At 66.9% G+C, this 20964-nt stretch carries 20 protein-coding genes; 5 read left to right on the forward strand and 15 right to left on the reverse strand.

All coding sequences use genetic code 11. The features are described from left to right. Window positions 1–18: 18 nt before the first annotated feature. Together RTX79_RS05175 and RTX79_RS05180 are read right to left on the reverse strand one after the other, a co-directional pair. The gene (locus RTX79_RS05175; RefSeq protein WP_123700492.1) at window positions 19–291 is read right to left on the reverse strand and encodes a GlsB/YeaQ/YmgE family stress response membrane protein; all 273 of its coding nucleotides are present in this window, start codon (window positions 289–291) and stop codon (window positions 19–21) included. A 69-nt stretch (window positions 292–360) separates the two neighbouring features. Continuing rightward, complete coding sequence (locus tag RTX79_RS05180; RefSeq protein WP_312682395.1) at window positions 361–1854, reverse strand: M20 family metallopeptidase; 1494 nt, start codon at window positions 1852–1854, stop codon at window positions 361–363. A gap of 262 nt (window positions 1855–2116) precedes the next feature. Here RTX79_RS05180 and RTX79_RS05185 point away from each other — a divergent pair, with 262 nt between their 5' ends. The 4 genes from RTX79_RS05185 (at window position 2117) to RTX79_RS05200 (ending at window position 5250) form a co-directional block, all read left to right on the forward strand. Beyond that, window positions 2117–2443, forward strand: a complete 327-nt coding sequence (locus RTX79_RS05185) for a ComEA family DNA-binding protein (RefSeq protein WP_057508079.1) — start codon at window positions 2117–2119, stop codon at window positions 2441–2443. Between the two features lie 300 nt (window positions 2444–2743). Further along, window positions 2744–3844, forward strand: a complete 1101-nt coding sequence (locus tag RTX79_RS05190) for a L,D-transpeptidase (RefSeq protein ID WP_428695959.1) — start codon at window positions 2744–2746, stop codon at window positions 3842–3844. Window positions 3845–3875: 31 nt separating this feature from the next. Next, window positions 3876–4592, forward strand: coding sequence for a murein L,D-transpeptidase catalytic domain family protein (locus RTX79_RS05195; RefSeq protein ID WP_312682400.1), 717 nt, complete (start codon window positions 3876–3878; stop codon window positions 4590–4592). A 49-nt stretch (window positions 4593–4641) separates the two neighbouring features. After that, window positions 4642–5250: a HutD/Ves family protein gene (locus RTX79_RS05200; protein ID WP_312682403.1), complete on the forward strand. Its 609-nt coding sequence runs from the start codon at window positions 4642–4644 to the stop codon at window positions 5248–5250. Window positions 5251–5303: 53 nt separating this feature from the next. Here the strand turns inward: RTX79_RS05200 and RTX79_RS05205 are convergent, their stop codons facing one another. The 11 genes from RTX79_RS05205 to RTX79_RS05255 all read right to left on the reverse strand — a co-directional run bounded on the left by RTX79_RS05205 (window position 5304) and on the right by RTX79_RS05255 (window position 18738). Further along, window positions 5304–6917 (reverse strand): sulfite reductase subunit alpha, encoded by a 1614-nt coding sequence (locus RTX79_RS05205; RefSeq protein WP_312682405.1) that lies wholly within the window; start codon window positions 6915–6917, stop codon window positions 5304–5306. Further along, entirely contained in the window at window positions 6914–7873 is a 960-nt protein-coding gene (locus tag RTX79_RS05210; RefSeq protein WP_312682408.1) for an FAD:protein FMN transferase, read from the reverse strand. The genes RTX79_RS05205 and RTX79_RS05210 overlap by 4 nt, the downstream gene beginning before the upstream one ends. 56 nt (window positions 7874–7929) lie before the next feature. Next, a complete protein-coding gene (locus tag RTX79_RS05215; RefSeq protein ID WP_123700489.1) occupies window positions 7930–8733 on the reverse strand; it encodes a DUF4198 domain-containing protein in 804 nt (267 codons plus the stop codon). 89 nt (window positions 8734–8822) lie between these two features. Continuing rightward, window positions 8823–9341 (reverse strand): DUF2271 domain-containing protein, encoded by a 519-nt coding sequence (locus tag RTX79_RS05220; RefSeq protein ID WP_057508067.1) that lies wholly within the window; start codon window positions 9339–9341, stop codon window positions 8823–8825. Window positions 9342–9372: 31 nt separating this feature from the next. Beyond that, entirely contained in the window at window positions 9373–10011 is a 639-nt protein-coding gene (locus RTX79_RS05225; protein WP_312682413.1) for a PepSY-associated TM helix domain-containing protein, read from the reverse strand. A gap of 231 nt (window positions 10012–10242) precedes the next feature. Beyond that, a complete protein-coding gene (locus RTX79_RS05230) occupies window positions 10243–12624 on the reverse strand; it encodes a TonB-dependent receptor domain-containing protein (protein WP_312682414.1) in 2382 nt (793 codons plus the stop codon). Between the two features lie 149 nt (window positions 12625–12773). After that, complete coding sequence (locus tag RTX79_RS05235) at window positions 12774–13220, reverse strand: hypothetical protein (RefSeq protein WP_312682416.1); 447 nt, start codon at window positions 13218–13220, stop codon at window positions 12774–12776. Window positions 13221–13361: 141 nt separating this feature from the next. Continuing rightward, window positions 13362–14945 carry a hypothetical protein gene (locus RTX79_RS05240; protein WP_312682418.1) on the reverse strand — a complete coding sequence of 528 codons (1584 nt, stop codon included), beginning with the start codon at window positions 14943–14945 and terminating at the stop codon, window positions 13362–13364. A gap of 232 nt (window positions 14946–15177) precedes the next feature. Next, window positions 15178–15855 (reverse strand): Fe2+-dependent dioxygenase, encoded by a 678-nt coding sequence (locus tag RTX79_RS05245; protein ID WP_312682421.1) that lies wholly within the window; start codon window positions 15853–15855, stop codon window positions 15178–15180. 57 nt (window positions 15856–15912) lie between these two features. Continuing rightward, window positions 15913–18237, reverse strand: a complete 2325-nt coding sequence (locus RTX79_RS05250) for a catecholate siderophore receptor Fiu (protein ID WP_312682423.1) — start codon at window positions 18235–18237, stop codon at window positions 15913–15915. A 117-nt stretch (window positions 18238–18354) separates the two neighbouring features. Continuing rightward, a complete protein-coding gene (locus RTX79_RS05255; protein WP_312682425.1) occupies window positions 18355–18738 on the reverse strand; it encodes a hypothetical protein in 384 nt (127 codons plus the stop codon). A gap of 228 nt (window positions 18739–18966) precedes the next feature. Between RTX79_RS05255 and RTX79_RS05260 the strand changes: the two genes are divergently transcribed. Further along, entirely contained in the window at window positions 18967–20052 is a 1086-nt protein-coding gene (locus RTX79_RS05260) for a hypothetical protein (RefSeq protein WP_312682427.1), read from the forward strand. Window position 20053: 1 nt separating this feature from the next. On the opposite strand, the gene RTX79_RS05265 is transcribed toward RTX79_RS05260, so the two are convergent. Both RTX79_RS05265 and RTX79_RS05270 read right to left on the reverse strand, forming a co-directional pair. After that, window positions 20054–20386, reverse strand: a complete 333-nt coding sequence (locus tag RTX79_RS05265; RefSeq protein ID WP_057508058.1) for a non-heme iron oxygenase ferredoxin subunit — start codon at window positions 20384–20386, stop codon at window positions 20054–20056. After that, the gene (locus tag RTX79_RS05270) at window positions 20383–20922 is read right to left on the reverse strand and encodes a GNAT family N-acetyltransferase (protein ID WP_312682430.1); all 540 of its coding nucleotides are present in this window, start codon (window positions 20920–20922) and stop codon (window positions 20383–20385) included. The genes RTX79_RS05265 and RTX79_RS05270 overlap by 4 nt, the downstream gene beginning before the upstream one ends. Between the last annotated feature and the right edge of the window lie 42 nt (window positions 20923–20964).

A 20964-nucleotide genomic window follows, 5' to 3' on the forward strand; every position in this document is an offset into this window, starting at 1 on the left:
AGGAAGAAGAAAGAAGGATCAGCGACGACCGCCGCTGACCAGGCGGAGCAGGGCCAGCACCGCGACCGCGCCGAGCACCGCACCGAGGAAACCGGCCGGTTCACCGGCGGCGTACCAGCCCATGTACTGGCCGAACCAGCCGGCCAGCAACGCGCCGACGATGCCGAGCACGATGGTCAGCAGGCAGCCCATGCGGTTGTTGCCGGGCATGACGAAGCGGCCGAGCAGGCCGACCACGAAGCCGACCAGGATGATGTAGAGCCAGCTGCTGCTGCCGAACAGACCATTCATGGGCATCGAATCCTTTGCACGGAGGGACGCCGCCAGGCCAGGCCGGCGGCGTCGCTCACTTTACCCAGTTCAGCAGCAGCCGTGGCCGCCGTGGCGGGTGCCGCTGTCGGCGGCGACCGGCGAACCACTGGTTTCCCCGCGCAGGCTGGCGGCGTGGTGCTCGCTGATCACCTTGGACACGCAGGCGGTGACCTTCTTGCCCATCGGGATGTGCAGGAACTCGTTCGGACCGTGTGCGTTCGAATGCGGGCCGAGCACGCCGGTGATCATGAACTGGGCGCCGGGGAACTTCTCGCCGAGCATGCCCATGAACGGGATGGAGCCACCTTCGCCCATGTACATGGCCGGCTTGTCGAAGAACATCTGGCTGGCATCGTCGATCGCCTTGGTCAGCCACGGCGACATCGCCGGTGCGTTCCAGCCGCTGGAGGCCTTCTCCAGGTCCAGCGTCACTTCGGCACCGTTAGGCGGGTCGCGCAGCAGCGCTTCCTTCAGCAGTTCGCCGCAGGCCTTGCCGTCGGCGGTCGGCGGCAGGCGCAGCGACAGCTTCACCGCGGTGTGAGGACGCAGCACGTTGCCGGCCGATTCCAGCGACGGCATGCCGCCGATGCCGGTCACCGACAGGGCCGGGCGCCAGGTGCGGTTGAGCACCAGCTCGGTCAGGTCTTCGTTCATCGGCACCAGGCCGTCGACCAGCGGGAACTTGTCGAAGATGGCGGTATCGACGACTTCGGCGGCGCGCTTGGCCTGCTCCAGGCGCTCGGCGGGAATCTCCACCTGCATGCCGTCGATCAGGATGCGGCCGGTGTCCTGGTCCTCGATGCGCGACAGCAGCTGGCGCAGCAGGCGGAAGCTGGACGGCACCACGCCGGATGCGTCACCGGAGTGCACGCCTTCATTCAGTACCTTGACCGAGAAGTTGCCGCCGGTCAGGCCGCGCAGCGAGGTGGTGCACCACAGCTGGTCGTAGTTGGCGCAGCCCGAATCCAGGCACACCACCAGCGAGGGCTTGCCGATGCGGTCGGCCAGATGGTCGACGTAGGCGGGCAGGTCGTAGCTGCCGGATTCTTCGCAGGCTTCGATCAGGATCACGCAGCGTGCATGCGGCAGGCCCTGGGCCTGCAGCGCCAGCACCGCGGCCAGTGAACCGAAGATGGCGTACCCGTCATCGGCGCCGCCACGGCCGTACAGCTTGTCATCGCGCAGCACCGGGATCCACGGGCCCAGGTCCTCGTCCCAGCCGGTCATTTCCGGCTGCTTGTCCAGGTGGCCATACAGCAGCACGGTGTCGTCGCCGGTCTCGCTGCCGCTTGCCGGGATTTCCAGGAAAATCAGCGGGGTGCGGCCCTCCAGGCGGACCACGTCGACCTTCAGGCCGGGGATGTCCTGGGCCTTGGCCCAGGTCTCCATCAGGACAACGGCCTGCTCCATGTAGCCGTTCTGCACCCAGTTGGCGTCGAACATCGGCGACTTGTTGGGGATGCGGATGTAATCCACCAGCTGCGGGACGATTTCCTCGTCCCATTTCTGGTTGACATAGTGGCCGAGCTTGGCGCTGTCCATCTGGAGCTCCGAATTGGAATGACTGATCTGCTCATTCTACGCGTGCGGGAAATGGCCGGCTGTGCGCCATAGGGGCGGCTGACGGGGTCGGCGCGTCTTTTCACGTTAGCCGGGGTAGGAAATTTCCTACACAGCGTCGGGTATTTAGCTGGCTGTTAGAAATGTCATCGGGCGATAGTCTGTGTACATGTGGTGACGGACAGTGTCTCTACCGACGGGAATGCCGGTCGGGACAGGTTCGGATCACAAGGAGAACTACGTCGTGCCTTGGTGGATCGTGGTGCGGGCACTGCTTCTGGCGATGGGGATCACGCAGGCCTTTGCGGCCGCGCCGGTCGACATCAACCGGGCAGATGCCTCTGCTCTGCAGCAGGGATTGACGATGGTGGGGCCCAGCCGGGCTGCCGCGATCGTCGAGCACAGGCAGCAGCACGGGCCTTTCCGACGCGTCGAGGACTTGACGCAGGTGAAGGGCATAGGGAAAGCCATCGTCGAACGGAATCGACAGCGGATCACGACCGGGGACATGACGTCCCGGGTGGATCCGGTACCCGGAGCGGTACCGGTGCGGTCCGTGCCAAGGCGTTGATACAGGGGAATTGTCGCGGTTCGCAGGAAGCGGACCCGGGCCGGCCACGGGACGTGGCGGCAGCGACTGGCGCAGGGAGGCGTCAACCACACCAGGATGGTGGCATCACAGACCTGTGGAAGGGGCTGGGATAAACAACCAGGGATGATCGCGGCCTCCGTGCACGGAGCACGCTGCCCCCATCGCAGGATGCGCGGGGTGGCGGGAGGCCGACAAGGACGTTGTCAGGGCCCGGTACGACACATGGCTGTGTCGCCGGGCCTTCTTTTTTTCAGGCCGCCGACCCGCTAGCGTGAAACCTTGCCACCCCACCGGATGACCACACTGATGCGACTGCTGCAGTGTTCCCTGATGATCGCCACGGCGCTTGCGCTTTCCGCTCCTCGGCCGCTGCATGCGCAAGGGCCCGCGCCGGCCGCGCCGACCAAGGCATCGGCCGAACCCGCCGTGCGCGGACCCACCGACCTCAAGCCCGGTGAATACCTCTGGCACCCGGAGATCTCCCCGTCGGGCCCCATCGTGCTGGTGGTCAGCCTGGAAGAGCAGCGCGCCTACGTCTACCGCAACGGCATCGCCATCGGCCTGAGCACCATCAGTTCGGGAAGGGCGGGCCACGAGACGCCGACCGGGGTGTTCACCATCCTGCAGAAGGACAAGGACCACCGCTCCAACATCTACAACAGCGCGCCGATGCCCTACATGCAGCGGCTGACCTGGGATGGCATCGCCCTGCATGGGGGCGCGCTGCCCGGGCACCCGGCGTCGCACGGCTGCGTGCGGTTGCCGCAGGCCTTCGCGCAGAAGCTGTTCAGTGCCACCCAGCGCGGCGATACGGTGGTGGTGGCCGATGCCAAGAGCTCGCCGATGACCCTGGCCTACCCGGCCGTGCTGGCCCCGGTCACCAGCCGCGGCCAGTCGCTGCCGGAGGTCCCGGCCGGCACGGAAACGGCGGCCTACTGGAACGAACAGGATGCCCCGGCCGGCCAGGTCGGCGTGCTGGTGAGCCTGCATGACCAGCGCGTCTACGTGCTGCGCGATGGCGTGCTGATCGGTGAATCACCGCTTGCGGCCTCGGCGCTGCCGGCTTTCGATGGCACCACGCTGTTCGTGATGGGCGAAGGCTATGCCGACCAGCCCAGTCCGCTGGATGCGCACCAGCGGTTGCACCGCTGGACCGCCTACCCGTTGCTGGGGCAGGCCGATGCGAAGGCCACGCCGGACCTGCTGGCCACGCCGTCGCTGCCGATGGCCCTGCCGCCGGATTTCGCCCGCAAGCTGTACGCCGCGCTGGTCCCGGGCACCACGCTGCTGGTGACCTCGCTGCCAGCGGTACGCCCAAGTGCAGCTGAACCGGGATTGCAGCCGGTGTTGGAATCCGAGCCGGCCGGGTCCACCCTGTAAGGTCTGCATCCAACCTCGTGTTGCTGCCCAGATGAAACCGCCACGCCCCCGCTGGCCGGCTGCCGTCGGCCTGTTCACCGCCTGCAGCCTGCCTGCCCTTGCACAGACCCCGCCCGCTGCGGCGTCCGGCCCCGACCTGGGCGCGATCCTGGCCCGGGTTGCGCCCAATGCAGACCGCAAGGTGCTGCAGCTGGCCGCCAGTGCGATGCGTTGTGCGCTGCGCCGTCCCGAACTGGGCGTGGTGCCCGATCGCCTGGGCGTGATCGACTATTCGCGACCGTCCACCCAGCAGCGCCTGTGGGTGTTCGACCTGCGTCGGCAGCGCCTGCTGTTCGAAGAGTGGGTCGCGCATGGTCGCAACAGCGGCGCTGACCGCACCGAACACTTCTCCAATCGCGAGGGCAGTTTCATGTCCAGCATCGGGGCGTTCACCGCGCAGGAAACCTACGTCGGTGGCAATGGGTACTCGCTGCGCCTGGACGGGCTGGAGCCGGGTTTCAACGACCATGCGCGCGAGCGGGCGATCGTGATCCATGGCGCGCCCTACGTGAACCCGTCCGCGGCGCGCCTGCAGGGCCGGCTGGGCCGCAGCCTCGGCTGCCCCGCCGTACGGCTGACGGTGGCCAAGCCGCTGATCGACGCCCTGAGTGGCGGCACGATGGTGTTTGCGTACTACCCGGACCAGGATTGGTTGAAGCGCTCCCAGCTGCTCGACGCCGACTGTGGCGGCCGCCTGGCCAAGCGCTGACCGCGCCGTTGCGTTCGTCAGCGCGAAGGCGGCACGGCACAATGGGCGCATGAACGCCGCCGACATCCTGCAGCATCCCAGCCAGATCATCCCCAGCGTCGACTACCGTCGCGAGCGCTGGCGCAATGGCCTGGGCTGGACGCGTGAAATCCTGCGCCTGCCGTTGCAGGGCGAAGACTGGGCGCTGCGTCTTTCAATCGCCGAAATCGAATCAGACGCTGCGTTTTCCAGCTTTCCGGGCGTGGATCGCGAGCTGGTGCTGCTGCACGGAAACGGGGTCCGCCTGCGCTTCGATGATGGCCGTCTGGACGAGGTGCTGCCGCCGCATGGTCGCGTGCGGTTCGCCGGCGAACAGGCACTGCACGGCGAACTGGTCGACGGCACCACCCATGATTTCAACCTGATGTGGCGGCGCGACACGCTCACCGCGCAACTGCTGCACCGCCCGATCGTAGGGCCGATGTATTTCTTCACCGAACCTGGCGTGGCCTGGGCCATCCACCTGCTGGCCGGGCAGGCACGGTTCGACGCCGATGCCGGCCTGCCGCCGATGCAGCAGGGTGATACCGCCTGGCTGGCCGCCGGCGCGCGTCGTCGGCATGCACTGCACGGTGGCGGTGAACTGCTGGCGATCCGGCTCGGTCCGGCGGTGCCGTAGCGCGTGCTTCCGTTCCGCGTGCCTCTGTAGAGCGTGCTTCTGCGGTGTGTATTTCAGTACACGTCGCGGCGGTAGCGTCCGGCCAGCACCAGCGACTCTTTTCCTTCCGCGCCCAGCACCTGTTCGATCACCGCATCCACCGCCGGCGCCATGCCCTGCAGGCTGCCGCAGACCAGGATGGCGGCACCGTCATCGACCCATCGGCGCAACCGTGCGGCTTCGGCCAACAGGCGATCCTGCACGTAACGATGGGCACCGCCGTCGCGGCTGAACACCGCATCCAGGTGCTCCAGCATCCCGCGCTGCTGCATCTGCAGCAGTTCGTCGCCGAAGTGGAAATCGTGCGCGGCATGGCGTTCACCGAACAGCAGCCAGTTGCGGCTGGCGCCGGCGGCTTCACGTTCGTGCAGGTGCGCGCGCAGGCCGGCGATGCCGGTGCCGTTGCCGATCAGGATCAACGGTCGCGTGCTGGCCACGCCATGGAAATTGGGGTTGCGGCGCAGGCGCAGGTCGATCGTCCCGCCGACCGCTGCCACATCGCACAGCCAGCCGCTGCCGATGCCCGGCGTGCCGTCGGCGCGCAGCTGGCGGCGCAGCACCAGTTCCAGTGCGCCGTCGTGCATCGCCGAGGCAATGGAGTATTCGCGATGCGGCAGCGGCTGCAGCATCGACAGCAACGTCTGCAGGTCGCCGCCCGCGGTGACACCGGGCAGCTGCGAACGTGACAACCGCGCCCCCAGGGTCTGCCCGTCGGCCAGCAGCGTGTCGCCCTGCAGCTGGTGCCGTTGCAGCCACGCCCGCACCACCTCCGGCGCATGCCGCGGGCCGATCTCGGCGATGTCGCCGGCCTGCCACGTTGCCTCGCTTCCGGCTTCGACCGGCGGTGGCTGCAGCCGCAGCCAGTGCACCGGGCCACCCGCGCTGCCGGGATTGAGATGTTCGCGCTGCAGCAGCGTCCACGCCTGGTAGTCCACCGGACTCCAGTCCGGCTGGTCACTGGCATCGCCGCCCAGTTGGCCCAGCAGTTGCTGCCAGTGGCGCAGGCTGGCCGGATCAGCGTTGTCCACTTCCACCGTGTCGAACATCGCGTGCGCGCCATGCCGGCGCAGCCAGTCATCCAGCTGGTGGCCGAACGCACAGAAGTGCGCATAGCTGTGGTCGCCCAGCGCCAGCACGCCGTAGTGCAGGTGGCCCAGCGAGGGGGTTGCGGTCATCAGCCGGCGCAGGAACGGGGCGGCATGGTCGGGCGGATCGCCTTCGCCGGTGGTGCTGGCGATGAACAACGCGCGTTCGCTGTCCGCCAGCAGCGCGGCATCGAGCTGCTCGATGCTGCGCAGCCGCACCGCAAGGCCGGCACTGCGCAGGGCATCGGCACTGCGTTCGGCCAACTGTGCGGCGAAGCCGGTCTGGCTGGCCCATACCAGCAGGATCGGCCGCTGCGCCGGATCTATCCGCTCGCGGCGTGGCCGTCCCTGCCACCACAGCAGGGCGCACAGCGCGGCATAGCCGCCCACGCTGGCGATCGCGGTCCACAACGCAGCGCGGCGCGGGGCAGGCATCCAGCCGTTGTCGTCCAGGTGCAGGCGCAGCAGCAGCCAGGCCACCAGCGCCAGCGCCAGCAGTACCAGCAGGTTGCCGAGCAGCGCGCGGGACGGGCGCAGGCTCATGGCAGCAGCGCCTGGAAGGCCGGGCTGAGGGTTTCCAGCGGGCCATCCGCGCTGCGTTCCAGGAAGCGCGCCGCCACCTGCAGGCGGGTGGCCAGTTCCAGGCCGGCATCGCGGCCCAGCACGGTCAGCGCGGTCGCCCACGCATCGGCGTGCATGGCATCGGCGGCAACCACGGTCACCGCCGCCGCCGCGCGCTGTACCGGCCGGCCGCTGCGCGGATCCACACTGTGGCTTATCTGCTCGCCGTCCTGCTGGTAGTGGTGCCAGCGGTCACCGGAGGTGGCGATCGCCCGGCCATCGAGGTCCAGCACGCGCGGCGGGGTGGGTGTGTGTGCGTCTTCTTCCGGTGCCGATTCCACCAGCACCCGCCACGGCTGCCCGTCAGGCTTGCGGCCATAGCCGTGCAGTTCGCCGCCTACTTCCACCAGCGCGGCGCTGATCTTCTGGCCCTGCAGCCAGCGCACCACCTCGTCCACGCCGAAGCCCTTGGCAATGGCCGACAGGTCCAGTTCCAGTCCGCCGGGCTGCAGCAGCGCATCGCCCTGCCACTGCAGCTTCTGCCAGCCGCAGCGTGCGCGGGTGGCTTCGACCGCCTGCGCATCCGGGCGGCCCCGCGCGGCGGCGTGTGCACCAAAGCCCCACAGCGCCACCAGCGGGCCGAGCGTGGGATCGAAGGCGCCGTTGCTGGCTGCCGCCACCTGCTGCGCGCAGGCCAGCACCTGGCGGGTCTGCGCTGGCAACGGGTGCCAGCTGCCGGCCGCGGCACGGTTGTAGCGGCTCAGGTTGGATGTCGGTTCCCAGGTGCTCATCTGCGCCACGACGCGGTCTAGCTGGGCCTGGATGCCGGCGTGCAGCGGATGCAGGTCGCGGCTGCGCGGCAGCGCCAGTGAAACCGACCACGAGGTGCCCATGGTGGTGCCGCCGAGGCGTGCGATATCGAGTAGCGGGCTGGTCATCGGCGAGTGCGTGCAAGGTGCCTGTGGAGCCGGGCCAGGCCCGGCTCCGGGGTTCATCATTGCGGCAGCACTTCCAGCGTCGCGACGTAGCTCAGCCTACGCTTTTCAGCCTGCTTCACCGACGTCTTGTTGTCTTCGGTGCCGGTTTCCAGCCAGTACATCCCGGCTTCCGGCCAGCTCACCTTGATCTCGCCCTTGGCGTCGCTGGTGACCTTGATCTCGTCCTGCGCATTGCGGTAACGCGTAGCGCCGCGCACGATCTCGAACTCCAGGCCTGCGGTGGGCTTGCCGTCCACCAGCACGCGGAAGGTCGCTTCCTCGCCGGCGAACAGATCGTTCGGGTGGCCCACCGCGATCAGCTCGATGCCCTTGTTGGTCGGCTTCAGTGCGGTGGCATTCGGCGCGCCATTGGTGACGAAGGTTTCCACCCGGCCGACGGATTCGGACACCTGCACGTTTTTCGCTTCCTTCGGCAGTTCGCCGAAGCTGGCCGCATTGCCGCGCCAGCGCTTGCGCTCGCCATTCAACTCGTAGGTGGCGAACAGGCCGTCGTTGACCGAGGCGATGCGGTAGGTGCCGGCCTGCTTCAGCTCGATGTCGAACACGCTGCGGAACTTGCCGGTGGCACCGTTCTGCGGCTGCACGCTGCTGCCGTCCGGGGCGGTGACCACCACCGATTCCAGGCGCAGCGGCACATGGTTGAAGTAGAACAGGTCGTTGGACACCGCACCGTCCACGGTGATCCACGGGTTGGTACCGGCGATCACCGTCTGCGACGGCAGCAGCCAGGCCTTGTGGGCCAGCGCGGAGAACGGAAGGGCAGCGGCCAGGGCGGCGGCGAGGACGAGCGTGCGCTTCATCGGGATGACACTCCAGGAAGAAGAAAGTAGGAACCGGGGTCGGATCGCTTCTGCTGTGCAGAAGGGACCTGACCCCATGCGGGAACCGGTCAGGGCTTGACGGCGAGGGTAACCTTGCCCAGTTCGGTGCTGCCTTGCGCCGAAGCGTTCTGCGCGGTCTTGGCCGGCCAGCTGAAAGGCACCTTGACCAGTTCACGCCCGCCGACTTCGCGCGCCGCTTCCACCACCAGGGTGTAGTTGCCCGGCGCGAGGTCCTTCAGCGCCGGCTGGCGATCGTTGAACGACAGCGCGTGGGTGCCGACCGGACGCGTCGGACCGGTCACCCCGTCCACCGGCACCTCCAGCGTGCGGCCACTCTTGCGCCACCACTGGCGCAGGTCCGGCAGCCACTTGGTGCCATGGCCTTCGCTGTTGCCGGTCTGCTGGTACCAGACCGACAGGTTGGCGGCGACTTTCTGGTCGGCGCCTTCCAGCCAGATCGCCACGTACGGACGGTGGTACTCGGCGACGTTGAGCTTGGGCACTTCGACGTTGATGTCCAGCGTGGTCGCATAGGCCGGCGAGGTGGCCAGCAGGCCGCTGAGGGCGATGGTGAGGGTGACGCGCATGGGCGGCTCCAGCAGGAAAGGGCAGGGAAGGTCAGTGGATCAACAACAGGGCGATCAGCAGCGGAATCATCAGGCCCAGGCCGACCAGCGGCCAGGTCATGCGCCGCTGCCGCGCATGCAGGTGCAACAGGAAAAGTCCGGTGATGCAGAACACCAGGCAGGCCACGGCGAACACATCCAGGAACCAGCCCCACGCCGGGCCGGCATTGCGCCCTTTGTGCAGGTCGTTGAGGTAGGACACCGCCCCGCGCGAGGTGGATTCGAATTCCACCACGCCGCTTTCGCGGTCGATGCTCAGCCAGGCATCGCCGCCGGGACGCGGCAGCGACAGGTAGATCTCTTCCGGCGACCACTCCGCGGCGCGGCCACCAATTGATATATCCAGTTCGGCATCCAGCCACTGGCGTGCGGCACGCGGCAGCGGCGCATTGCCGTCTTCGCGCGTGCCCAGTTGGCCCAGCACTGCGGCGGGCAGTTCCAGCTGGCGGTTGTCCACCTGCGGGGTCGCTTCGATTTTCGCCGCGTGGTTGAGCGTGATGCCGGTAGCGGCGAACAGCAGCATGCCGACCAGGCAGACGGCCGAACTGATCCAGTGCCATTGATGCAGCGTGCGCAGCCAGAAACCGCGGCTTTGCTGTTGCTGCACGGTAGAAGAGACAGAACGGCTCACGCAGATGGGCAGGGCTCAGGGAGAGGGGGCATTACAGCATTGATGAGAATTGTTCGCAATTAGCGGATGGGGTAGGGGGTGGGTGAGGACCGTTGGTCCTCATGCCTTGTGACGACCAACGGTCGTCACCCCCCAGGCAACATGACGGCCAGCGGCCGTCACTACCAAGCAGGATGACGGCCAGCGGCCGTCACTACCAAGCAGGATGACGGCCAGCGGCCGTCACCACCCTCAGAACGAGACGTTCAGGCTGACCCAGACGCTGCGCGCTTTGTCCTTGTTGTTGTAGTCGTCCTCGAACAGCACTTCGTTGGTGCCATCGGCATAGGCGCCGTTGCCGTCCAGGTCGGTGAAGGTGGCCTGGTAGGTGGTGAAGTCGCGGTCCAGCAGGTTGTTGATGCGCGCGTTCACGGTCAGCCATTCGGTCGCCTTGTACGAGGCGCCCAGGTGCAGCACGGTGTAGTCCTTGTAGTACAGCGGCTGGTTGGTGACCGCACTCACGGCGCGGTAGCGCTTGGAGCGCATTTCACCGGTCAGGAACACGTTGAAGCGCTCGCTGGCCTGCCAGTCGAAGGTGGCGTTGGCCATGTGCTTGGCGCTGTTGCCCAGCGGCAGGCCCTTCTCCGCGCCGCTCTTCTGTTCGCTGTCGGTATAGGTGTAATTGGCGCGCAGTGCGAAGCGTTCGCTGATCTCCCAGCGGCCGGCCACTTCCGCGCCCTGGATCACCACTTCGTCGATGTTGACCGTGCGCGAGCTGCTCGCATAACCCAGTTCGGCGTACTCGCCGGAGCTGGTGCAGGCCTGCGCGAAACCGGGGCCGCACGGCTGCGAGGTGATCTTGTCGTCGAATTTGTTGTGGAACACGGTGGCATTGGCGCTGTGGCCCTGCGGGTGCTGCCAGTACACCGCCAGTTCGGTGCTGGTGCTGGTTTCCGGCTGCAGGTCCGGGTTGCCGTACATCGGCGACGTGCCCTGTCCACCGAAGCCGGTCACCCCGTCATACAGCTGGGTGGTCTTGGGGGTCTTGAAACCGGTGCTGACGCCGCCCTTGATGGTCCACGCTTCATTGAGCGTGTACACGCCGTACAGGCGCGGGCTGAGGTGGTTGCCGAACACTTCATGGTCATCGAAACGCAGGCCGTAGGTCAGCGCGAACGGTTCGGTGATGTTCCAGGTGTCCTCGGCGAACAGCGAGTACATGTTGTGGTCCTGGACCTGGCCGGGATTGCCGCTTTCCATGCCGAACACACCGTCGGTCAGCTCACCGCGGATCACCTGCGCGCCGACCACCGCGACATGTTCGCCGGCGGCCTGGAACGGGATGTCCAGCTTGGCATCCAGGGTGTACTGCGCGCTTTCCAGCGTGCGCTTGGGACGCGGCAGGAAGGCGGCTTCGGCGGCGGCACGGCGCTGTGCCTCGGTCTGGCCGACGTAGGCACCGGTGCCGTTGAGCATCTGCAGCAGCTGGCGGCGTTCGTCCACGGTGAACGGCATGGTGCGGCCATCGTTGTTGGTGGCCACGTGGGCCAGCGACACCAGGCTGCGGCCGAAGCTCCAGTCACCTTCATGGGTCAGCGCCCACGCATCGCGGGTGAACTCCTGGCTGGCGCTGTAGCCGACGCGCGGATCGGCACGCGTGCAGTTGCGGCGGGTGATGCAGGTGGTGGAGTTGCCGCGCCAGATCGAGGCGATGCCATCGACGGTGCCGACCGGATATTCCTCTACGCCGGCGTCGTTGATCTTGATCGAATTGTCGTATTCCTGGCGCGAGGTATCGAAGTCCAGGGTGATGCGCTGGGCATCGGTGGCATTCCATTCCAGGCTGATGCCACCGGCCTTGTTGGTGTTGTCCACGGTCTTGCCGCCCGCGCCGAAGCCCAGCGGGCGGGTGTGCTCCACGCCGGCCGGATCGGTGGACGGCGAATACACCGGATTGGAGGCCTTGCGGTCATACCAGCTGGCGCGCGCGCTGAGGTTCAGCACGCCGGGCACCAGCGGGCCGGTGATGAAGGCATCGACGGTGCTGTCGTCGCCGAACTGGTCATCGGTTTCGACGGTGCGGCCGATCGTGGCCGAACCGTGCCAGCTGTCCAGCGCGCGCTTGGTGATCACGTTGATCACGCCGCCCATCGCATCGGCACCGTACAGGGTGGAGGCCGGGCCGCGGATCACTTCGATGCGCTCGATCGCATCCAGCGGCGGAATGTGGTTGAACTGGTTGCCGCCGAAGTTGTTCGGGTAGATGTCGCCGTGGTTGTTCTGGCGGCGGCCGTTGATCAGCAGCAGTGTGTAGTCCGAGCCCATGCCGCGCATGGACACCGAGCCCTGGCCGGTCTTGTCGCGGGTTTCGCCCACGTCCACGCCTTCCAGGTCGCGCACGGCATCCAGCAGGGTCATGTACGGGCGCTTGGCCAGTTCTTCGCGGGTGATGACCGAGATGCTGGCCGGTGCATCGGTGATCTTCTGTTCGAAGCCGGAGGCGGTGACCACCACCTGGTCCAGGGTGCGCGGCGCGGCGACTTCGGCGAAGGCCGGGGCGGCCAGGGCGCACAGCAGGGCGCTGGACAGGACAGTGCGGGAAACAGACGAACGCAGACGATGGCGCTGGGCCATGGCAGTAACTCCAAAGGGTGCTGGAAAGCGCCGCAGCCGACGCCGGTGGCGCGGTGCAGTGCGTAGGGCCCGGTCCGGGCCGAGAGGGAAATGAAGCGGCTGAAACGATCAACGCGCATGCCCCGGGCAGGGCCTGCGCGGAAGGTGGATCAGGCCAGCGGAGGCGCCTGGCCGCGTTGCTGGCGGCGACCGGGCGCATCGGCGCGCGGCGGCTGCGCGCTGGCATGGCGCCAGTCGCGGGAAGGGTCAGCGGTGTCGGTGGGCGTATGCGCCAACAGGGTCCAGCCGAACACGGCAATGGCAGCGCCCGGGTCGGGCGCGGTCTGCGCCGCAGGCGCTTCGTCGGCCAGTGACGCGCGGCGCAGCTTGGCCGGTGCCTGTTCGTGCAGCGGCACTTCGCCGCCGCCGCGTTCTTCCACCGGCAACGGCGCCTGCAGCAGGGCTGACGGCGCAAGCGGATCGGCGCTCGGTGCGAGCAGCGCGAGGGAGCCCAGCAGCAACCCCAGCAGCGCTACCCACGCCAGCAGGCTGGCCAGCGCGGGACGCTGGCCGCGCATGGCGGCGCCGAGCTGATGGTGGCGGTGCGGATGACGCAAGGAAGGCCCCGGATAGTGGCCGCCGGCGGAACCCGGCGTGCACGGGGCGTGATTGTAGTGAGAACCGTTTCGTTTCGCAAATGATAGCTGTTCGCATCAAGGGGTGCCGCCGGTGCACCTCTGCGCACCGGCGGCCGTCCATCAGGGTAGCTCGACCCGCACGGCCGAGACCTTTCCGTCCAGCCCATTCACATGGCGGTGCTCAACCGCGATCTGGTCGTTCTCGCCGCTTTCTTCAAGCGTAGAGATGTTCCAGACCTTCACCAGGTCCTGTTTGACGCGGATCTTCGTGTAGTCATCACCGGTAGATCCGGACGGGGAGTCGTAAAGGGTGATGACAGTGCCCTTTCTCGCGGCCATCAGGTTGACCGACCGCGCGTCATCATTGTGGCAGTGGGGCTCTTTCTGGATGTTCCAGAAGCCCGACCGGGTGAGTCCGATCGTGCACGAGATCCGCTGCGTCCCGCCATTGCCGCGTGTCAGGATGACCGCGGCTTCCCCATGCGGAGTGGCCACCGGCTGGACCTTGATGTGGGACACCTTGCCGGCCAGCCCGTTTCCACCCGAGTACAGATAGCGGAAGGAATCGTTGTACTGCACGCGATCCAAGGCGTTGAGCACCATCGGCGAATCCCACGGGATATCGCGATCGATATTGAGCACGCCAAAATCATCATCACGGGTGCCGTCGGGACGATCATGGAACGTGATCCGCTGTCCCTTTTTCATGCCCCGGATCTTCAGCGAGCGCATCTCATCGTTCTCGCACCCCAGCCGTTCCCCGTCCTGCATGCTCCAGTCGCGACCGATGGCGGAGCTGAAGCCACACACCACGTTCTGCGTGGCATTGTCGCCTTCGTAGGCGACAATGCCGCCATTGTTGCGATGCTCCACATACTCCAGTGCGTCGCCGCGTTCGACCGAATCGATGGCGATGAAGTTGGGCATCCGCTTGCAGTGTTCGAGCTCACGCGCCTCGACGTACTCCCAGTGGTTGTCGTAGTCGCCATGGATCAGCTCGGGTATCTTGTGGAAATGGTTCATCAGGAACAACCGTTTCCAGCCCTTCAGGCCGGTTTCCGTGCTCAGCGGAATGGACGTCCAACGCGTTTCGCAGCTGAAATCGTGCTGGCCAATGGTGTCGCCGATGTTGTAGGTGTTCTGGACCATGATGTCTTGGTCGAACATCACATGCGCCTTTGAATCCTTCAGGTCTCCGCTCAGCTTGCGATCCTGGCTGATCCACAGCAGACGCTGGTCGGAGGCCAGCAGCTCGCCGATGTCAGGCCAGTTCCGGTGTTTCTGCCAGAGCGGGCTGTTCGGATTGAACGCGTGGTTGAACAGCTGGGGGTGCTGGTCCCGGAAGCGCTCCAGATCTTCCCGCTCAATGTAGGGTTCAAGATGGATCGCAAGGACCGCAGCGGGATGGTCATCAAGGAAGCGCTGCATCGTTTCCAGATCGCGCTTCAGCGGCGCAACGCGGGAAATGGCCGGATTGCATGCGCCGTGGCAGACGTACAGATCGCCATTGTGCTTATGCACATCCAGCATGAAGCCGCGCACGCCACGCTCAAGCTGCTGTTGGATGCTCAGGCGCTGGTTGGGAAGAAATCCGGAGTGATTGAACGCGTTGTGCGCCATCACCATCACCAGCTCGTCTACGCGTTTGGAGTAGTCGAAGATGAGGTCCGGGCGCGCCAGCTCGGCGTGTGCGGCGGTAGACATCGCGAGTAACGCGAAGGTAGCCAGGGGGCGAAGGGTTGTGTTGCAGGTCGATCTGGATGACATGACAGAGTCCTGGGGAAAGCAGGAACTCCAGAATGTGCGCGCCCCCGTGCCACACCAGTGGTTGCCGCAGGGGAGGGTGAAAAGTGCGTTTTGCGTCGCTCGCTGGCTGGAATGGGCTGCGTAAAGAAGAAAATTCCGGGAGGCGGATTGCGACATCCTCGCCGCAATTTCAGACCTCGCTCCAGCGTCGCAGCAGGTTGTGGTAAACCCCGCTCAGCTGCAGCACGGCGGCCCCATCGGCCTGGCTTTGCCGCAGCCGCTCGATGGAGGTATCCATCTCCCACAGCAGGCGCCGCTGGGCATCGTCGCGGACCATGCTCTGCACCCAGAAGAACGAGGCCACGCGCGCACCGCGGGTGACCGGGTTCACCTGGTGCAGGCTGCTGGACGGATACAGGACCAGGTCGCCGGCCGGCAGCTTTACCTCGTGCTCGCCGTAGGTATCGCTGATGATCAGCTCACCCCCGTCGTAGGACTCCGGTGCTGACAGGAACAGGGTGCAGGACACATCCGAACGCAGGTGTCCCTGAGCGCCATGGGCCATCACCGCACCATCGACGTGGAAGCCGTAGGTGCCGCCACCCTGGTAGCGGTTGAAGCGCGGCGGCAGGATCTTCAAGGGCAACGCGGCAGCAAAGAACAGTGGATTGCGCTGCAGGGCCGCCAGCACCACCCCGCCCAACCGCGCTTTCAGCGGCGAGCCATCGGGCAACTGCTCATTGCGCTTGACCTGCGCACCCTGGCGGCCGACGGTCTCGCGGCCATCGGTCCAGTCGGCCTGTTGCAGCGTGTCCTGCAGTTCGCCGAGTTCCTCGGTTGTGAGCACGTTGGGGATGTGCAGCAGCATCGTGTTCATCCGGTAAGGGAGAAGGCGCGGGACGCGTGGGCGTCCCGCGCGCTGGGTTCAGAAGCGGAAGTCCGCGCTGAGCAGGAACGTACGCGGCGTGCCCGGGGTGTAACGGTAGCCGCTCTTGTTGATCGCGGCCACATACTGCTTGTCGAACACGTTGTACGCGTTCAAGCGCAGCACCAGCGCTTCGTTCACCGCGTACGACAGCACCGCGTCGTACACCGTGTACGACTTGGTGAAGGAGGGCGTGCCCACCGCGCCGTCGGTGCCGCGATGCATGGCGCTGCTGTAGCGCACGCCGCCGCCCAGCGTCAGCCCGAACGGCAGCGCATAGGTGCTCCATGCAGTGAAGGCGTCATCGGGGGTGTAGGTCAGGTTGCTGGTGCCGTCCGCCGCTACGTTGGCGCCCTCCTTGACCTCGGTGTCCAGGTGACTGTAACCGGCCGACAGCGACCAGTTTTCGGTGACGCGGCCCACGGCGGACAGTTCCACGCCCTTGACCCGCTTGCTGCCGGTCTGGGTCGGGTTGCCGGCATCATCCAGCACCTGGGTGTTGATCTCGTTTTCTACATCGGTCTGGAAGATCGCCAGGTTCAGCGCCAGCGCATCATCAAGGAAGGCCCACTTGCTGCCCACTTCGAAGGTCTTCGCTTCCTGCGGGTCCAGGCGCGGGTTGTCGAGGCTGCTGGCCGAACTGCTGAGGGCGAAGTTGCTGCCGCCCGGCGGCTGCTGCGACAGCGCGTAATTGGCGTAGATGCTGGCCGTATCGCCGGCTTTGTACAGCACGCCGAGCTTCCAGTTGAGCAGCGTGTCCGATGCTTCCAGCGTCGGCGTCTGCAGCACCGTGCCGACCGGGTTGGTGCCGCAGGCCGGACCCGCACGGCCGCCGCACACCACCGAACTGGCGTATCGGGTGTCGTAGTGGTCGGCGCGCACGCCGGCGGTCAGCAGCAGGCTTTCGCCCAGGTGCAGGGTGTCGAACAGGTAGGCCGACCAGGTGGTGGTCCTGCCATGTGCATCGGCGCCGTTGTGGGCCCAGGTCAGGCCGCCGACGTTCCAGTCCGGGGCGTACAGGTTCGCTGCCGGCCAGCTGCTGCCACCGGTGACGGCCTGGCCGAAGCTGTCCATCTCTTCGCGGGTGTACTCCAGGCCGGTGCTGAGGTTGTGCGCGATGGCACCGGTGGCGAAGTCCGCGCGCAGGTTGAGCTGGTCGGTCAGCAGGGTGTTGCGCTGGTCCTTCAGCGTGGGCAGGCTGCGCGCGATGGTGTACGTGGACAGGTCGTTGCGGTCGGTGTAGCGGATGTTTCCCGTCGGTGCGCCGTTGGCGGCGCGGGTGCCGGTGCCCATGAACGCAGTGAGCAGGTAGTCCTGTTCGGTGCGGCCCCAGCGCGCGGTGTTGGTCAGGCGCACGGCATCGTTGAAATCATGTTCGATCCGGAAGGTGGCCATCTTCGCGCTGACATCGTCATGGTCGGCGCGGGTGCCGTAGAAGTTCTGCGGATCCACCGGGTTGCCGGCCAGCGCTTCCAGGGTGGGCTGCGGAATCCAGCCGGGCAGGCCGAGGGTCGGCACGCCGCCATCGGGCACGTTGTCCTGGTCCACGTAGAGCAGGTTGAGCACGTAGCGGGTGTCGGTGCCCAGGCCGAATGCCAGCGACGGCGCGATGCCCCAGCGCGAATTGTTGACGTGGTCGCGGCCGGGCTGGTCGCTGTCCTGCCACACGGCATTCAGGCGCAGCGCACTGGTCGCCCCCAGCGACTGGTTCCAGTCGGCGGTGGCGCGGCGCTGCTGGTCGCTGCCCAGGCTGGCGGTGCCGGACACTTCATCGTGCAGGGTGGCCTGCTTGCTGACCATGTTGATCGCACCGGTGGGGGCCGAGCGGCCGTTGTCGGTGCCGGCCGGGCCCTTGGTGATCTCCACCTGCTCGGTGTTGAACACATCGCGCGAGATCGACCCCAGGTCGCGCACACCGTCCACGAACAGGCTGCTGGAGGTGTCGAAGCCGCGCATGTACAGCGCATCACCGGTGGCGGTGTTGCCGTTCTCACCGACGAAGAAGGTGCCCACGCCCGGGCTGTTGCGCAGCGCTTCGGTCAGGGTGGTGGCGCCCTGCTGGTTGAACAGGTCGGCGGTGATCACCTGTAGGGTCTGCGGGGTGTCCTGCAGCGACTGGGTGAACTTCGGCGAGGCGACCTTGTCGGCCTTGTAGCCGCGGGTAGCGTGCACGTCCACCTTGTCCAGCGTGCGTGCGCCGTCGTTGCTGTCGGCGAAGGCCAGCGAGGGCAGGGCGGCCAGGCCGAGGCCCGCGGCAAGGCTGGCGGTGGCCAGCGGCAGGGGACGGAACGCGGAAGCGTGCTTGCGGCTTTTGATCGGGTTCATGGGCAGGAATTCGATGATGGCGGGTAGCTGTCCGCCAGGCGACAACAGGGCAGCGGCCGGCGGTCGGCCGGCGGCGTGCGGAGGAGATGGCGAGCCGGAGCCTGTGGGCGGCGGCAGTCAGGCGCTGCGCGGAGGCGCCTGTCCCAGCGGTCGCCGTGGCAGGCGCGCACGGAATGCCAGCGCCTGGTCCGGTACCTGCGTGGTCCGTGGCCGGTGCTGCAGCAGGAGGCTGCGGGTTGTCGCCTTCCAGCCCGATGGCTTGCTGCGTCCGGCCTCGGATTCCGCTTCGGCCGACGCCATCGCGTGATCAACGGGCACCCCCGGGTGAGGCATCGGGTCGCCCCGGAGCAGGACCGCGCTGTAGCCGGTGGCGGAGACGTTGACCGCACCCCGCGCGCTGGCCTGCCAGAGCATCAGCACCATCACCACGGCCAACAGCGCCCACGCTCCGCGGCCCAACAGGGCGGAGAGATCGGGGAAACGCGGCTGGCGCGGAGTCACGCAGGAGAGTCCTGATACATGGTGTTACAAATGGTAGCAGTAACGCGAACCATTCGCATGTAAAGCGTGCGGTCCGTGCGAAGTCGGAGAGGAGCGGGTTCGGGGGATGCCTGAATCGTCGTAAGGGGATGCCTTAGGGCGCTGGCTGCAGGAACTCCGTCAAAGATTGCGCAGGGCAGGCGCCGTTAGCCTCTGCCACGCCAATTCCGGCTCACCTGGTCGCTTGCCATGCATTTTCCGCCTGACAATGGGGATCTATCGGCACTCCCCGAATCCGACACCATGCCGCAGGACGGCCTGGATCCACGAACCACCGGCAGGCTGGTCCGCCGCGCCATTGCCGACATGGGCGAGGGCATCGCCTATGGGAGCAAGGTGGTGCTGCAGCCCCATGACCATGAGCTGGCGCTGCTGTTGGGGCAAACGGCGGCCGACGTGTGCCCGGGCAACCAGCGACTGAACTGGAAACTCAACGCGCTGGTGAGTGCAAATGCCAGGTACTGCGCGGTGAAGATCGTCGGCTCCAACGGGTGCAACCACGCGCTGGGCCTTCCGCGTTCGCAGTCGCAGCTGATCCTGTACGACAAGCTGACCATGACCCCGCTTGCCCAGTTCAACGGCACCGGCCTGTCGGCGCAACGGACCGGCGCCTATGCCTCGCTGGCGGTCGACCAGCTGCTCGCCGACAAGCAGCGGCTTTCGGTCCGCCTGTATGGCGCCGGGCCCATTGCCGACTGCGTTGTCGATGACCTTCATGCCCATCATGCCGACCGCATCAGCCGGATCGAGGTCTGCAGCCGCCGGCCGTCGAGCGCACGGTCATTCGCTGCGGCGGCAGCCGCGCGCACCGGGCTGGAGGTCTGCCGCGGCGGGGACGACCCGGGACACGCCGATCTGCTGATCACCGCTACCAACGCCGGCGCGCCCATCGTGCCGGCCGACAGGCTGCACGACGATGCGGTGGTGCTGCATCTGGGGGGGGACGAGCTGCCGGCCGCCTTCATCGAACGCACGCTGGGGCGCGGTACGGTGCTCTGCGACGACGTGGCAAGCGTGTGTCACCGCAGTTCGCAGAGCCTGCCGCTGTACTTCGCGCGTCAGAACCTGCGGCTGTCCGACCTGGCGGGACTGTTCAGGATCCGCAGCCTGCATGACCGCGCGCTGCAGGGTCTTACGCGCCTCCCGCGTCCGGCCTTGATGACCTGCGTGGGGCTGCCGGTACTCGACCTTTACCTGGCGCAGTGGGTGTACGAGCAAGGCACTGCGTGCGCCGGCCAGGTGCCCGTTGCGCAGGCGTCGCTGCGCCGTCACTAGGCTAGTCGCGGTCGTCCCGCGTCCAGACCGCGTCGTGTTCGCGCTTTACCGGGAACTTCGGCGCCGGGCTGTACGCGGGGGCACACAGCGCCCGGCCATCGCGCACGTCGAAGCGGGCGCCGTGCAGCACGCACTCGATGCTGCCTTCGGCGCTGTTGAACTCGCCGGAGGACAGCTCGAATTCTTCATGCGTGCACTGGTCTTCCAGCGCGTACAGGTCGCCGTCCAGGTTGAACACCACGATCGGAGTGCCAGTGACCTCGTCGAACACGCTTTTCATTTCGCCGGGCAGCAGCTCGTTGCTGGCGCAGACGAAGGTCCAGGCCCCGCTCATCGCGTCGCCCCCGGCAGGTGCTTTTCCAGGATCTCGAACTGCAGGTCATCGCGCCTGGGAATGCCAAACCGCTCGTCGCCATAAGGGAACGGCTTCTTGATGCCGGTGCGCTGGTAGCCGCGGCGCTCGTAGAAGGCGATCAGCTCCTCGCGGATGTCGATCACGGTCATCAGCATGCTGGTCAGGCCCCACTCGCGAACGCCATGGGCCTCCGCTTCGGCAATGACCTGCTTGCCCAGCCCGCTGCCCTGCTGGGCGGGGTCCACGGCGAACATGCCGAAATAGCCGTGCTCGCCGCCGTCGGCGACGTGGGCGCAGGCCAGCAGCTGGCCATCGCGCTCGGCGAGCAGGATGGTCGAGCGCGGACGCGCGATGTCAGCCTGAAGGCCCTCGGCATCGATGCGGGCACCGTCCAGGATGTCCGCTTCGGTGGTCCAGCCGGCCCGGCTGGCGTCGCCACGGTAGGCCGAGGTGACGAGGCCGATCAGGGCAGGAATGTCGGCCGGCGTGGCGGCCCGGAAGGTCAGCGTGGTCATGCGCCCTAGTGTAAATCCGCCCGCGGGCAGGCGACAGGCCGG

Origin of the sequence: Stenotrophomonas chelatiphaga, from assembly GCF_032054965.1 — a bacterium.
In the GTDB taxonomy this organism is placed as follows: Bacteria; Pseudomonadota; Gammaproteobacteria; order Xanthomonadales; family Xanthomonadaceae; genus Stenotrophomonas; species Stenotrophomonas chelatiphaga.

Excerpts from the sequence above, each read along its gene's own strand:
- RTX79_RS05240 (WP_312682418.1), bottom strand. The coding sequence starts at position 14,945 with ATGTCTACCGCCGCACACGCCGAGCTGGCGCGCCCGGACCTCATCTTC.
- RTX79_RS05250 (WP_312682423.1), bottom strand. The coding sequence starts at position 18,237 with ATGAACCCGATCAAAAGCCGCAAGCACGCTTCCGCGTTCCGTCCCCTG.
- RTX79_RS05215 (WP_123700489.1), bottom strand. The coding sequence starts at position 8,733 with ATGAAGCGCACGCTCGTCCTCGCCGCCGCCCTGGCCGCTGCCCTTCCG.
- RTX79_RS05270 (WP_312682430.1), bottom strand. The coding sequence starts at position 20,922 with ATGACCACGCTGACCTTCCGGGCCGCCACGCCGGCCGACATTCCTGCC.
- RTX79_RS05205 (WP_312682405.1), bottom strand. The coding sequence starts at position 6,917 with ATGAGCCTGCGCCCGTCCCGCGCGCTGCTCGGCAACCTGCTGGTACTG.
- RTX79_RS05230 (WP_312682414.1), bottom strand. The coding sequence starts at position 12,624 with ATGGCCCAGCGCCATCGTCTGCGTTCGTCTGTTTCCCGCACTGTCCTG.
- RTX79_RS05265 (WP_057508058.1), bottom strand. The coding sequence starts at position 20,386 with ATGAGCGGGGCCTGGACCTTCGTCTGCGCCAGCAACGAGCTGCTGCCC.
- RTX79_RS05200 (WP_312682403.1), top strand. The coding sequence starts at position 4,642 with ATGAACGCCGCCGACATCCTGCAGCATCCCAGCCAGATCATCCCCAGC.
- RTX79_RS05245 (WP_312682421.1), bottom strand. The coding sequence starts at position 15,855 with ATGCTGCTGCACATCCCCAACGTGCTCACAACCGAGGAACTCGGCGAA.
- RTX79_RS05220 (WP_057508067.1), bottom strand. The coding sequence starts at position 9,341 with ATGCGCGTCACCCTCACCATCGCCCTCAGCGGCCTGCTGGCCACCTCG.
- RTX79_RS05180 (WP_312682395.1), bottom strand. The coding sequence starts at position 1,854 with ATGGACAGCGCCAAGCTCGGCCACTATGTCAACCAGAAATGGGACGAG.
- RTX79_RS05260 (WP_312682427.1), top strand. The coding sequence starts at position 18,967 with ATGCATTTTCCGCCTGACAATGGGGATCTATCGGCACTCCCCGAATCC.
- RTX79_RS05195 (WP_312682400.1), top strand. The coding sequence starts at position 3,876 with ATGAAACCGCCACGCCCCCGCTGGCCGGCTGCCGTCGGCCTGTTCACC.
- RTX79_RS05175 (WP_123700492.1), bottom strand. The coding sequence starts at position 291 with ATGAATGGTCTGTTCGGCAGCAGCAGCTGGCTCTACATCATCCTGGTC.
- RTX79_RS05210 (WP_312682408.1), bottom strand. The coding sequence starts at position 7,873 with ATGACCAGCCCGCTACTCGATATCGCACGCCTCGGCGGCACCACCATG.